The sequence below is a fragment of the Parapedobacter sp. 2B3 genome (genome assembly GCF_041925275.1).
GTDB classification, from domain to species: Bacteria; Bacteroidota; Bacteroidia; order Sphingobacteriales; family Sphingobacteriaceae; genus Parapedobacter; species Parapedobacter pyrenivorans_A.
Genome location: NZ_JBHEUZ010000015.1, coordinates 1 through 13360 on the forward strand (window position 1 = coordinate 1; position 13360 = coordinate 13360).

Below are 13360 nucleotides of genomic sequence, written 5' to 3' on the forward strand. Positions count from 1 at the left end.
GCTTGAAAAACCTCTGTAACTAACTATATTTCAAATATTTCAAAGAACTATTTTGGATTTTAATGGGACACTAATGAACAGGAATGGTAACAAAACCGAAAAACACGGTCAATACAGTCCACAAAGGCACCTCCTTGCCGAAGCTTTTCATCAGCAAATTCATCAGCCAGATACTGAACACGATGTTCACACACGGCACCAATGCCGCCACAATGCCCCACCAAATCGGCTTACCCACAATTTCCGCGATAATGATCATGTTGTAAATCGGGACAATGGCTGCCCAACCGGGTTTGCCCGCCTTCTCAAATATTTTCCAAAAGCCGGCGATATACAAAACAAGGATCGCTAGGTAGAAAAGCATCGTGGCCACGCCCATACCGGCGAGCAGGCCACCCCCTACGGCATCATAATTTCCATAATTGTCCATGGTTCTTAAAATTTGAAGTTATAAGTGAAACAGTTGTCTAATTGGTATTTGCCTGTATTTCAACTCAAAGATAAGGGTTAATTTGAAAATTGCAACCCCCATATGACACAAAGGGGCGGCCATTCGAGCACATCACTACCAAAGCACAAATAAAGCGGTATCTTTGCAAAAGCGTCTTCAATCCAAAATTATGATCGTCAAGGAGCAGATTTCGGTTTTCGATATGTTTAAGATTGGCATCGGCCCCTCGAGCTCGCACACCCTGGGACCTTGGCGTGCAGCACAGCGTTTTACGGGGCGGCTAGCCGCTGAGGGGGTGCTCGAGAAGACCGAATCCGTCAAAATCCTGCTTTATGGTTCGTTGGCCAAAACAGGGGTTGGTCACGGTACGGATGTGGCGGTATTGCTTGGGCTAAGCGGTGTCGACCCGGTAACCATCGCCGTGGAGGAGGTACCCCTTCGGGTAAGCCAAATTAAACAGCAGCAGCGCCTACCGTTGGGCGGCACGCACCAAATACCTTTTCGTTATGCCGACGACCTCCTGTTCCTTTACACCGAAAGCCTTCCCTTTCATCCTAATGCAGTTACCTTTCAAGCATTGTTCATCGACGGAACGGCATTGAGCGAAACCTATTACTCTGTAGGCGGCGGGTTCGTGATACAGGAGGGCGACAATGGTGGAGCACACAACGAACTCGACCTTGCTTTCCCCGTCCAGACAGCCAATGACCTATTGGTGTGGTGCATGAAAACCGGGCTGAAAGTTTCCGAATTGGTATTGGAAAACGAGCAGGCATGGCGCACGGAAGAAGAGACGACCCTCGGCATCCGCCAGTTATTCACCACCATACGTGATTGCATTTACCGTGGATGCCACACCACCGGTATGCTGCCCGGCGGACTACAGGTAGAGCGGCGGGCTTGCAAACTTAACAAGAAGTTGATGGCTGGCCGTCCCTACTCCGACTACCACAGCTGGATAGCGGCCATCCGCGCCGGGGGCGATAATTTTCAGTACACGCTGGATTGGGTAAGCTGTTGGGCGTTGGCGGTCAACGAGGAAAACGCGTCCTTCGGCCGGGTAGTCACCGCACCTACCAACGGTGCCGCAGGGGTCATCCCGGCGGTATTACAGTACTATATCGTGTTCCACGACGGGTTGCATGAAGACAATATTATCCGGTTTATCGCGGCAGCCTCCGAGATTGGCAGCATTTTCAAGAAGGGCGCTACGATTTCCGCGGCGATGGGTGGTTGCCAGGCAGAAATCGGAGTTTCTTCCGCCATGGCGGCAGGTGCCCTTACCGAAAGTCTGGGCGGGTCACAACGGCAGGTGCTGATGGCAGCCGAAATAGCCATGGAACACCACCTCGGCCTCACCTGCGACCCCATCGGGGGACTTGTACAGGTGCCGTGCATCGAGCGTAACACCATGGGCGCCATCAAGGCCATCACGGCAGCGCAGTTGGCGCTGCAATCAAACCCCGACAAGGCCAAGGTAAGCCTTGATGCCGTGGTACGGACCATGTGGGAGACCGCCCAGGATATGAACGCCAAATACAAGGAGACGGCAGATGGCGGTTTGGCAGTCAACATTCCGCTTAGCTTGCCGGAGTGTTGAAGGGTGGCACAGCATCGGCTCATTTTTTTGTTGCACTTCCTCCTTTTTTAACCGTACTTTGTACCATGCCGCTTTTCATCAGTTCAATCGCTTCGGGCAGCAATGGCAATTGCTATTATGTGGGCAATGGCAACGAGGCTATACTGGTTGATGCCGGGATATCCTGCCGCCAGATTGAGAAGCGCATGGCAAAGCTGGGGCTCTCCCTGCAAAATGTGAAAGCCATTTTTGTATCGCACGAGCATACTGACCACGTGAAGGGGCTCAGCGTGCTGGCCAACAAATACCAGCTTCCCGTTTTTCTCACCAACGGTACACGACGGGGTTGCAAGTTGGCAATCCCCGAGCGCTTGTTGCATCCGCTGTGTGATATGCAGGTCGTTGAAGTAGGTAATCTTGCCATCACCTCTTTTCGGAAATACCACGATGCGGCAGACCCACACAGCTTCCTCATCGAAGGCGATGGGTGTGCTGTTGGGGTTTTCACAGATATCGGCCGGGTTTGCGAGCAGGTAGCCGATTTCTTTGGCCGATGCGATGCGGTTTTTCTGGAAGCCAATTACGATGCGGATATGCTCATGCAGGGACGTTACCCAATTTTTCTGAAAAACCGCATCCGTGGTGGGTACGGGCACCTGTCCAATACCGAAGCGCTGGAATTATTTACCACGCACCGACCACCGAAGCTTAGCCACCTGTTCTTATCGCACCTCTCACGCGATAACAACGACCCCGATTTGGTATACCAACTCTTCCACCAACACCGCGGCGACACCGAAATCGTGATTGCCGGTCGTTATTCGGAGACGGCGGTGTATGAGATCGGTGGAGCGCCGGCCCATATTGTGGAAGAGACCCGTATTGAAATCGAAGTTACGCAAAGCTACCACTACATTTCGGGATAAACCCTTGAAACAAATTGTTGCCCCCACTGTTTTTCTTGAGATTTTTAGGTATGTTTGATTTGGCTTTTATTTCTCTGATATGCACACACCTCCATTAAGCTGGCAACGGCAAATAAGATCGGTACTGACGTTGGCATTGGTTTTCTTTCTTGCCGCCTCCTGCAAAAAGGAAATCAAGGGAGACCCACAAGAACCGCAACCGCCTTCAGAAAACGAAACGACCAATAAATGGGTGGTCGAGAATATGCGCGATATCTATTATTGGAACACATCCATCCCGGGCGATGGGAGCCTTGACTTTGAACTCGGCCCCGAAGCCTTTTTCGAAACCATCTTACATCGGGACGACCGATTCTCATGGATTGAATTGGCCAAAGATCTCGAGGATAACCTTTCCGGCGTCTCCACGACAGTAGGGCTGGGTATTGGGTTGATACGGATAAACCAAGCGGGCGATGTAATCATCTCCGTCCGCTACGCCTTGGCAGGGTCGCCGGCTGATAAAGCAGGCATTAAGCGTGGCGATATCATCACCGAAATCAACGGTCAGGCGATGACCGTAAATAATTACCAAAACGTATTAAATGCCTACTACGGTTCCAGTCCTTTTACAGTTCAAGTTGCCCACATTAACGAAAACGATCAAATTGTACGTGGCGCCGAGATAGAACTCACCCCCGTAACGGGCTTCCAAGAGCAAGCCATACACAAAGATTCGGTCATCCATACACCCGGCGGCAAAAAAGTAGGCTACCTGTTTTACAATCGTTTCCTGAATAACCAGCCCAATGAACTGTTGAATGCATTCAACAAATTCAAAACTGCTGGTGTTAGTGACCTCGTGCTCGACCTACGGTATAACGGTGGCGGAGGTATCTGGATTGCGGCAATTATGTCTGGGTTAATCCAGGCGAACTTTAACAAATCGGAAACCTTCATCCAGTACAAGTACAACAGTGACTATGGCACGGAAGCGTATTCCTATTACGACCTATTCGGGGGCGACTCCGACGACCCGGAGGAGGTCGCGAGTGCCGACGAGGTTATCAATGCCATCGAGGCCCTTAATCTCAACCTATCAAAAGTATATATCATCGCAACCAACTATTCCGCATCGGCCAGCGAGTTGGTTATCAACAACCTCAGGCCATTTTTACAGGATGCAAATGTGGTGCATATCGGTGAAACGACCGTGGGCAAAAACGAAGGTTCCATTACCATCATAGATGAGCGCAACCCGCCCCAGATTGAATGGGGTATCCAACCGATTGTTGTCAAATTGGCCAACAAAGCAGGTTTCGGTGATTATCCCGACGGGCTGGAGCCGGAGTATGAGATTGATGAATGGGATTACTTACCCTGGGCACCCATCGGCTCACTTGACGATCCGCTTCTGGCCCAGGCAATAAGTCTGATCGATCCGAGCGTAGCGCCGCCAACCACATCTAAAACAATGAGCGCCAAAATGCGCACAGCGCAGTCGTTGCAGGCGATACCCGTAGAAGGTTTCGAAGACCGCCTTAACCGGTCGTTCCCGGTTGATATCGGGGACCGGTTCAAAAAGCCACTTAATCGATAAGCTCCATCCCGAACAAATCGGCGATATGGCTTTTTAAGCGTGCTTTAACGCGACCGATATCCTGTGGGCCGCCCAGCTCCCGCTGCATCGAGGTTACATCCTTGTCGTCTATGCCACAGGGTACGATATTGCCGAAATAATCCAAATCGGCATTCACGTTAAACGCGAAACCATGCATGGTTACCCAGCGGCTGGCACGCACACCCAACGCACAGATTTTCCGCGCGCGGTCATTATCGGCATCCAGCCACACACCGGTATAACCCGGGTAACGCCCTGCCTCGATACCGTAATCGGCCAATGTGCGGATAACCGCCTCTTCCAACGTACGGAGATATAGGTGTATATCGGTAAAGAAATTGTCGAGGTCCAATATGGGGTAGCCTACGATTTGTCCCGGCCCATGGTACGTAATATCGCCGCCGCGGTTTATCTTGTAAAACGTGGCCTGCCGTTCCAGCAAGCCACGCTCATCCAACAACAAATTTTCCGGTTTACCGCTCTTGCCCAGCGTATACACATGCGGGTGCTCCGTAAAGACAAGATAGTTAGTAGTAGGTAGTGCCGTCCCTTCCAACCTGTTCTTCGTCTTTTTCGCTACCACTTCAGCAAACAGGGCTTCCTGCTTGTTCCAGGCCTCTTGATAGTCCAGTAAACCCCAATCCTCGAAAACAACGGTCCGATTCATCAATACAGCAAATTATCATACGGATACCGCTTCGTATGCATATCAACCACGGTTTCATACAGTAGCTTCCGGAATTCATCCACGTTGGTCTTGTCGGTGGCTGATATAAATACCGCCGGACTATTGTGCCTGGCCATCCAACTGCGCTTGAAATCGTCCAGTAAAACCGGGCGGCCCTCCGTTTCTTCCGTTTCCGTACCCGAATCGTACGCCGCCTGCTCGCCGCGGTAAGCATCGATTTTGTTGAACACGGTAATCACGGGTTTGTCTAGCACCCCCAGCTCCTTCAGTGTTTCATTCACCGCACGGATATGGTCTTCGAAACTCGGATGCGAAATGTCCACCACATGCAACAGCACATCCGCCTCCCGGACTTCGTCCAATGTCGACTTGAAACATTCCACTAGGTGATGGGGTAGTTTGCGAATGAAACCCACCGTGTCTGAGAGCAGAAAGGGTAGGTTTTCGATGACCACCTTGCGCACCGTCGTATCCAATGTGGCGAAAAGCTTGTTTTCTGCAAATACGTCCGATTTTGAAACCATATTCATGATGGTCGATTTGCCCACGTTCGTGTAGCCCACCAAAGCCACACGGATGAATTGGCCACGGTTTTTACGTTGGGTTTCGGCTTGCTTATCAATGGCTTTCAGCCGCTCTTTCAATAAGGAAATCTTGTTGAGGATCATCCGGCGGTCACTTTCGATCTGGCTCTCCCCGGGTCCACGCATCCCGATACCACCACGCTGGCGTTCCAAGTGGGTCCACATGCGGGTAAGCCGCGGCAGCAGGTACTGCAATTGCGCCAGCTCCACCTGCGTTTTCGCTTGGGCCGTCTTGGCCCTGCGGGCGAATATATCGAGGATAAGATTGCTGCGGTCGAGGATTTTCACCTTTAGCTCCTTTTCGATGTTACGCAGTTGCGAAGGCGATAATTCGTCATCGAATACCACGATGTCTATCTCCTCTGCCTCCACATACGCCTTTATCTCGTCCAGTTTGCCCGAACCTACGAACGTGGCCCGGTCGGGGTGGTGGAGTTTCTGTGTAAATACCTCCTTCACGATGCCCCCGGCAGTATCGACCAGAAAAGCCAATTCCTCCAGGTACTCCTGCTCCTTTTCGTCGCTTTCATCGGGCAGGATGATACCTACCAATATAGCGGTCTCGGGTTGTATAGCGGTGTCAAAAATCTCTTGTCTTGCCATGTAGTCAAAAAAAAATAAAAGTAAGAAACTAAAAACCGTTTGGCGACCTCGAGTGCCAAACAAAACATGGTAATGTAGTGGGGTATTACATGGCCTTTCGGTAATTAACAAAGTGCAAAGGTAAAGGTTTTTGGGAAAACCACGTAATTTCCCAACAGGGCAATAGCGACGTGCCCGCCCAATTGTATTTAAGACAAATTTGTCTTAAATAGGAAGCTTTCGTATCTTTGGAAAACTGATTGGAGCAAAGGGCCATCAACGGCAAAGGGGTTGCAATGGAAAAAAGAAAGAACATATCAGATATTGATGATATCAAGCTGTTGGTAGACAGCTTCTACGATAAAGTGCGCGAAGATGATCTACTGAAAGATATTTTCAATCGTGTCATCCAGGATCGGTGGCCCGAACATTTGGAGAAAATGTACCGGTTTTGGCAAACTGTGCTACTGGGCGACCATACTTATTTTGGTAGTCCCTTCGTGCCGCATGCCAAACTACCCGTCGAAAAGAGCCATTTCGACCGATGGATGAAACTGTTTGTGCAGACTGTCGATACCTATTTCATTGGTGAAAAGGCCGAGCGGGCGAAATGGCAGGGTGACCGGATGGCCGAAATGTTCCTCTATAAAATTGAGTATTACAGAAATAGCACCGCCAAGCCACTGTTATAGCCTGAATACGCTACCAATTGCTTATGGATGGGTTCAAACTAAAACGCATATACGAAGCGCCTTCTAAGGAAGACGGCTATCGCATCTTGGTAGACCGGCTGTGGCCCAGGGGCCAGCGGAAAGACGCCGTTCAGCTTGATGAGTGGAACAAAGACCTTGCACCCTCATCGGAGCTACGCCAGTGGTTCGACCACCAGCCACCCCGCTTCGAAGCGTTCGCTACGCGGTACCGCGAGGAACTCACGGCAAAAACCGAGGATCTCGATCGGTTGCGGGACATCGCCAAAACAAAATGGGTAACGTTACTGTATGCGGCAAAAGACGAACACCACAACCAAGCGGTGGTGTTAAAGCAAGTGTTGGAATCCTAATTGCCTCGTGATGACCGAACAAGCCAAACCCTTAAAAAGAGACCCCTATCTCAAAGCGGTGAGCCGCGACCATCACCATGGCCTGCTGCTATGTTGGAAAATCCGTGAGGGTTTCAAGCGGAATATAGCCCTTCAACGGATCAAGCGATACACCGATTGGTTCTGGGACACCCACCTGACCGACCATTTCGCTATCGAAGAAAAATACATTTTTCCCATTCTGGGAAACGAGCATGAACTCGTAAAGAAAGCCCTCAGTGAACATCGCCGCTTAAAGCGGCTATTTTCGGACGATACCGAGGTTTGGCGGTCGTTGAACTTGATTGAAGAAGAGCTGGACAGGCATATCCGCTTCGAGGAACGGGTGCTATTCAACGAAGTGCAAAAAATAGCTACGGCCCAACAACTCGCGCTGGTAGACAAACATCATAATCAACACACCCACTGCGACGATTGGGAAGATGAGTTTTGGATCGATACGGCATCATCGAACGGTAAGTAGCCAATCCAACTGCCCCGCCGGTTCACTCAACTGCAACGTCTGGGATTCCCTGATGGGTAATATGCAAACGAAATATCCACACCCTGCTCCATAAAAAAACAACTTTATCCCCTAGTGAAGCACAATGTAGCGTTGGCTAAAACCACTTTTACCATAAAACTTCTTATATTAGCCCAGCTAACCGAATAAATGTTGGTTTTACCATTACTAATCCGGGGTTGCAAAACGAACTGAAAGTATACTTAAATGAACAAAACGATTATCGTCCTTGCTGCCGCAACCCTCTTCGGGAGTTGCCAGCAAAAAACGGCCGATTTGCCGGTGAAGGAAATGGATCCTGCTAAAACCGCCGAATTTGCGGCCACGATTGAAGGCCAGGTAAATGCGGAATTGGATAGTGGCCTCACCCTGAAATTGTGGGGTATCGACTCCCTGGTTATTTCGCCCATCGCTATCGATATCGACGATCACGGCCGGTTATTCTACACCACCACAGACCGGCAGAAAAATTCTGAATTCGACATCCGCGGCCATCGTGCGTGGGAAATCCCTTCCATCAGTTTCCGCACCGTGGAAGACCGGCGTGCATTCCTGCGTGAGGAACTATCCCCCGAGAACAGTGCGCGCAACACGTGGCTGGCCGACCTCAATGGCGACGGCTCGCACGACTGGCGCGACCTCACCATCGAGCGGGAGAAGGTTTACCGCGCCGAAGACCTTAACGGCGACGGTGTGGCTGATCGGGCGCAACTGGTAGTGGATGACTTCCACGAGGAGATTACCGACGTGGCCGGCGGTGTTTTTGCCGATGGTGATGACCTCTACCTCGCCGTGGCCCCGGATCTGTGGCGGCTCACAGACACCAATGGCGATGGTATTCCCGACAAAAAAACGTCCATTTCACACGGATATGGTGTACATGTGGGTTTCAGCGGCCACGGCATGTCGGGCGTGAAGATGGGACCCGACGGCCGCCTGTATTGGCAAATCGGCGACATCGGCTTCAACGGTGAAGGACCCGATGGCACCAAATGGGAACACCCAAACTCGGGTGTCATTGCACGCGCCAACCCCGATGGCAGCGATTTCGAAATCTTTGCCCATGGCCTACGCAACACCCACCAGTTTGTGTTTGACGAGTATGGCAACATCATCAGCGAAGACAATGATGGCGACCATCCGGGCGAAAAGGAACGCTTGGTGTATATTGTCAACGGCTCGGATGCCGGCTGGCGGAGCAACTGGCAGTATGGGAAATACAGCGACCCCGACAATAATGGTTACAAAGTATGGATGGACGAGAAAATGTACCTCCCGCGCTTCGAAGGGCAAGCGGCATACATCACGCCCTGTATCAGCAATTTCGTGAGCGGCCCTGCCGGCGTGGTTTACAACCCTGGCACCGCGTTGGGTCCACGGTATAAACAGACGTTTTTCGTCGCAGAGTTCGTCGGTAACCCCGCGAGCTCAGGTATACACAGCTTCAAGCTGAATCCCAAAGGCGCCACCTTCGAGTTGGGCGAGCATAAAAAGGTGCTTGGGGGTATTTTGGCCACCGGCCTCGACTTCGGCCCCGATGGCGCACTGTACGTGGCCGATTGGATTGATGGATGGGGCACCCACGACTACGGCCGCATTTGGAAAATGGATGATGCCGATGGGGCCACGCAAGCGATCCGTGCCGAAGTTAAGAAATTGCTCGCCGCAGATTTCACCAGCAAAAGCGAAACGGAGCTGGGTGACCTCCTGCGCCACGAAGATATGCGCATCCGCCAAAAGGCACAGTTTACCTTGGTGAAGCGTGGCAGTAAAGGGCTGGAAATCTTCAAGCAGGCACTTGCCCAAAAGGACAACCAGCTGGCGCGTGTACATGCCATCTGGGGCATCAGCCAGCTGGCGCGGCAGGATAAACAGAATGCCGCCACCCTCATTCCCCTACTGCAAGATCCCGATCCGGAGATACGGGCACAAGCTGCCAAATGGCTGGGTGATATCCGGTATGGGGAAGCAGGTGATGCCCTCGTATCTCTGCTGGCCGATGCCCAAAGCCGCCCCCGTTTTTTTGCGGCCGAAGCACTCGGGCGCATCCAATATGGGGCTGCTGTGAACCCTATCCTCGCGATGCTTGAGGCCAATGACGAGGAAGACGCTTACCTACGGCATGCCGGCACATTGGCATTGGCCCGTATCGGCAACGCCGAGCCCCTGCTGGCATTGGCCGACAACCCCTCGCGGGCGTTGCGCATTGCAGCGGTGGTAGCCTTGCGGCGGATGGGCAATCCCGGTATCGCGCGGTTCCTCAACGACAGCGACGAATTTATCGTCACCGAAACAGCCCGAGCCATCAATGACGACCTTTCGATTGACGGGGCGCTGCCCGCTCTCGCCGATCTGCTCAATACGACATCGTTCTCGAATGAGGCACTCACCCGGCGCATCATCAATGCCAACCTCCGCGTAGGCAACGACCACAACGTGCAACAGCTTATCCGATATGCCCAAAACGGCAGCCATCCCGCCCCTATGCGGGCCGAAGCATTGGCCACGTTGAGTACTTGGGCCAAGCCTTCCGTCGTTGACCGTGTAGACGGCCGCTACCGCGGCACCATTGAGCGCGACGTAGATGCACTGAAAAACCAAACGGCAAATACATACATCGATTTGCTTACCGACCGGGAGCTCACGGTGCGGCTCAGCGCCGCCAAAGCTGCCAACAAGCTCCATATCCAACAGGCCGCCCCCGTCTTGTTAACCAGCCTAAAGGCCGATAAGGAAACGGCTATGCGGGTAGAATGCCTCTCGGCACTGGTAGCCCTCGAAGCTCCCCAGCAGGAAGAAGCAATCAAGTTCGCGTTGGCCGACCCTGAAAAATCGTTGCGCGTAGCGGCGCTGGACCTATTGGAAAATATGGCCATCGCCAAACCCGTCATGGTCGACTTGTTGGCAGACGTTGTCAATACCAAAACCACCGAAGAAAAACAAGCAGCCATCATTACACTGGGCAAGATACCGTTGGCGCATTCCAAGTCCCTTTTCGACAAGCTGCTCGACGATATGGAGGCCGGCCGGTTAAATCCGGAGGTTTATCTCGAATTGGGCGAAGCCATCGACAGTACCCATGCCGAACCACTGGCAGCACGCTACAAGGCCATCAGCGAGCACTTTTCGCCAGACCAGCTCATGGCATCCTATGCCAGCAGCCTCCAGGGCGGCGACGTTTGGCGGGGTCGGCGGGTATTCTTCCAGCACCAACAGGCACAGTGCATGAAATGCCATGCGTATGACGACCGCGGGGGGAATGCCGGGCCGCAGCTCAATGGCGTAGCCAACCGGCTTTCCCGCGAGCAGTTACTGGAGTCGCTCATCGATCCCGGCAAGCGTATCGCGCCGGGTTACGGCATCGTCATGCTCGTGCTCAACGATGGGGAGCAACTATCAGGTATTTTCCAGGGAGAGGACGCCCGTGGCGTAAAAATCAAGAAAGGGCAGGAACCCGACCGGATCATCCCACACAACAGCATCAAGGAGAAGACCTTCTCACCATCCAGCATGCTGGATATGAAGGGCATCCTTTCCAAACGCGAAATCCGGGATGTGGTTGCCTTTTTGGCTACGCTGAAAGACGACTGATTCGTGTATCACAGTACGTGTTGCACCTGTCGCAACGAAAACACCCGCCATCATACCGATGCGCGGGTGTACTAGGTGGATTATTAACAAAAACCCGTTAACGCACAGCTACCGGCTCAGCGAGCGAATAGGAACTTTCCTGCGTAAATGTCCGTCCAAACATATCCGTAGCCCGTACGGTTATCCGATGCGCTCCCACCGGTAGATTCGTGGGAATATCGCCGCGCCATAGGTGGGTGCTGTTCACTGCATTGGATGGCCGGCGGCCCGGCATCAGTTCATCCGTGGTATCCCAGCGGTACAACTGCCGTAGGAAATCCGGGTCCGGCGCTTCCGTATAAACCATCGGCCGCCATTCGCCATCGCCTATGCGGTATTCCACCGTGTTGCCTTCGTGCCCCATAAAGAAATTGGCAAATACACCAGCCTGTGTTCCCCGCCCCTTGGCAACCACTTGCGGATGAAAAAGCTTGATCTGGAAATCTTTGGACTCCCCAGCCACTTGGTAGTCAATGGCATACTGGTTGCCCCGGATACGGAGAAACGCGTATCCCTTCGGCGTGCCGTCACGCATGGTCGATGCGGGTACCCCCTGCCCGTTCAGCTCGCCGGAATACCAATCGCCCGAGGTAGTGCCGGCATTATATTCGTGGTGGGGCTTATCTTGCCGCCAGCCATCTTCCTTACCGTAGAAATTCTGGCGTTGCAAGTGCGTGTGGGCTGAAAGCGACAATGTATGGGGATAGTCTGCCAACAGGTCAAAAAGCCGCTGGCGATCGGCATTGCGAAATGATTGCTCGTTGTTATGCAGCAACGGGATATGGAAAGCCAATACAATCAGCTTGTCCTTATCCACGTGTTCCAGATTATTTTCCACAAAGTCCAGCTGATCCTTGCGGAAACCGCCCCAGTATCCCTTTCCATCGCGCGGATCGGGATACAAGATGTCGTCCAGCACGATGAAATGTACATCGCCGTAGTTGAAAGCATAGTTGGCAGGCCCGAAGCTAGCCTCATACGTTTCGTCGGCCAATGAATCGGCGGATGCATCGTAATCCATATCGTGGTTGCCCATCAGGTTGTACCAAGGTATCCCCACCTGGGCGGTCGCCTTCAGATAAGGATTATGCAAAACGAGGTGATCACCCACTAAATCCCCCAGGCTCAATCCGAAGGCTACATCTGTTATCCCCTCCAATTCAGCGACCACCCCTTCAGCGAAATAAGCAACCTCCTGTTCGTTGTAGGTTTGCGGGTCCCCAAAAACCAAGGCCGTGAAATCCACAGGTTCGGCATGCTGAATCAAGGGAAAGTCTACCGACTTCGGCAACGGGCCCGTAGGTGCTACCCCACCATATTTCAGTTCCGGCGAACCATTCGGCTTATGGATGTAATAAAACTCCGGCAAGTTGTTCTCGTCCGTAGGAACGGCATAGCCGGAAGGCTTGATGACGAAAACAATATTGTCTTGGCCTATCGGCAGCTCATAGCGACCCTTGGCATCGGTGGTGACTACCTGGATACCGTTGCTTACCGAAACCCCGGCAACACCCGGCTCCCGCCTGTCGCGCTGACCGTTGCCGTTGGCATCATGATAAACATATCCGCTCACAGTAGACTGAGCGAACAAGAAGTTGCTGGAAACCAGCATCAGAAGGACAGTAACTAGTTTTTTCAAGGTCATTTGTCTTTACATATTTATAAAAACAAATAAACGGCTCCAAACCCATGTTTGCGTTAACGATTTGCTACCAT

General features: G+C 52.3%; 11 protein-coding genes. 7 read left to right on the forward strand and 4 right to left on the reverse strand.

Annotated features, from left to right (window positions below; all coding sequences use genetic code 11):
- Nucleotides 1–70: 70 nt before the first annotated feature.
- Complete coding sequence (locus ACEVG1_RS15965) at nucleotides 71–430, reverse strand: DUF5684 domain-containing protein (RefSeq protein WP_374744717.1); 360 nt, start codon at nucleotides 428–430, stop codon at nucleotides 71–73.
- Nucleotides 431–623: 193 nt separating this feature from the next.
- On the opposite strand from ACEVG1_RS15965, the gene ACEVG1_RS15970 reads away from it, so the two are divergent.
- From ACEVG1_RS15970 to ACEVG1_RS15980, 3 genes are all read left to right on the forward strand, one after another.
- Entirely contained in the window at nucleotides 624–2051 is a 1428-nt protein-coding gene (locus tag ACEVG1_RS15970) for an L-serine ammonia-lyase (protein WP_374744829.1), read from the forward strand.
- A gap of 65 nt (nucleotides 2052–2116) precedes the next feature.
- Nucleotides 2117–2956 carry an MBL fold metallo-hydrolase gene (locus tag ACEVG1_RS15975; RefSeq protein ID WP_374744718.1) on the forward strand — a complete coding sequence of 280 codons (840 nt, stop codon included), beginning with the start codon at nucleotides 2117–2119 and terminating at the stop codon, nucleotides 2954–2956.
- Between the two features lie 79 nt (nucleotides 2957–3035).
- Nucleotides 3036–4535, forward strand: a complete 1500-nt coding sequence (locus tag ACEVG1_RS15980; RefSeq protein WP_374744719.1) for a S41 family peptidase — start codon at nucleotides 3036–3038, stop codon at nucleotides 4533–4535.
- Here ACEVG1_RS15980 and lipB read toward each other — a convergent pair.
- Both lipB and hflX read right to left on the reverse strand, forming a co-directional pair.
- A complete protein-coding gene (gene lipB / locus ACEVG1_RS15985; protein WP_374744720.1) occupies nucleotides 4525–5223 on the reverse strand; it encodes a lipoyl(octanoyl) transferase LipB in 699 nt (232 codons plus the stop codon). The genes ACEVG1_RS15980 and lipB overlap by 11 nt on opposite strands.
- Nucleotides 5223–6431: a GTPase HflX gene (gene hflX, locus ACEVG1_RS15990; protein ID WP_374744721.1), complete on the reverse strand. Its 1209-nt coding sequence runs from the start codon at nucleotides 6429–6431 to the stop codon at nucleotides 5223–5225. The genes lipB and hflX overlap by 1 nt, the downstream gene beginning before the upstream one ends.
- A 275-nt stretch (nucleotides 6432–6706) precedes the next feature.
- Between hflX and ACEVG1_RS15995 the strand changes: the two genes are divergently transcribed.
- From ACEVG1_RS15995 to ACEVG1_RS16010, 4 genes are all read left to right on the forward strand, one after another.
- A complete protein-coding gene (locus ACEVG1_RS15995; protein ID WP_374744722.1) occupies nucleotides 6707–7102 on the forward strand; it encodes a group III truncated hemoglobin in 396 nt (131 codons plus the stop codon).
- A gap of 23 nt (nucleotides 7103–7125) precedes the next feature.
- Nucleotides 7126–7473 (forward strand): DUF488 domain-containing protein, encoded by a 348-nt coding sequence (locus ACEVG1_RS16000; RefSeq protein WP_374744723.1) that lies wholly within the window; start codon nucleotides 7126–7128, stop codon nucleotides 7471–7473.
- 10 nt (nucleotides 7474–7483) lie between these two features.
- Entirely contained in the window at nucleotides 7484–7975 is a 492-nt protein-coding gene (locus ACEVG1_RS16005) for a hemerythrin domain-containing protein (protein WP_374744724.1), read from the forward strand.
- 246 nt (nucleotides 7976–8221) lie between these two features.
- A complete protein-coding gene (locus ACEVG1_RS16010) occupies nucleotides 8222–11605 on the forward strand; it encodes a HEAT repeat domain-containing protein (protein WP_374744725.1) in 3384 nt (1127 codons plus the stop codon).
- Between the two features lie 97 nt (nucleotides 11606–11702).
- On the opposite strand, the gene ACEVG1_RS16015 is transcribed toward ACEVG1_RS16010, so the two are convergent.
- Nucleotides 11703–13283: a calcineurin-like phosphoesterase C-terminal domain-containing protein gene (locus ACEVG1_RS16015; RefSeq protein ID WP_374744726.1), complete on the reverse strand. Its 1581-nt coding sequence runs from the start codon at nucleotides 13281–13283 to the stop codon at nucleotides 11703–11705.
- Nucleotides 13284–13360 lie beyond the last annotated feature (77 nt).

Bases quoted from the DNA above. Each gene is read 5' to 3' on its own strand.
- ACEVG1_RS15965 (WP_374744717.1), bottom strand. From the start codon at position 430: ATGGACAATTATGGAAATTATGATGCCGTAGGGGGTGGCCTGCTCGCC.
- ACEVG1_RS15975 (WP_374744718.1), top strand. From the start codon at position 2,117: ATGCCGCTTTTCATCAGTTCAATCGCTTCGGGCAGCAATGGCAATTGC.
- ACEVG1_RS15980 (WP_374744719.1), top strand. From the start codon at position 3,036: ATGCACACACCTCCATTAAGCTGGCAACGGCAAATAAGATCGGTACTG.
- lipB (WP_374744720.1), bottom strand. From the start codon at position 5,223: ATGAATCGGACCGTTGTTTTCGAGGATTGGGGTTTACTGGACTATCAA.
- hflX (WP_374744721.1), bottom strand. From the start codon at position 6,431: ATGGCAAGACAAGAGATTTTTGACACCGCTATACAACCCGAGACCGCT.
- ACEVG1_RS15995 (WP_374744722.1), top strand. From the start codon at position 6,707: ATGGAAAAAAGAAAGAACATATCAGATATTGATGATATCAAGCTGTTG.
- ACEVG1_RS16000 (WP_374744723.1), top strand. From the start codon at position 7,126: ATGGATGGGTTCAAACTAAAACGCATATACGAAGCGCCTTCTAAGGAA.
- ACEVG1_RS16005 (WP_374744724.1), top strand. From the start codon at position 7,484: ATGACCGAACAAGCCAAACCCTTAAAAAGAGACCCCTATCTCAAAGCG.
- ACEVG1_RS16010 (WP_374744725.1), top strand. From the start codon at position 8,222: ATGAACAAAACGATTATCGTCCTTGCTGCCGCAACCCTCTTCGGGAGT.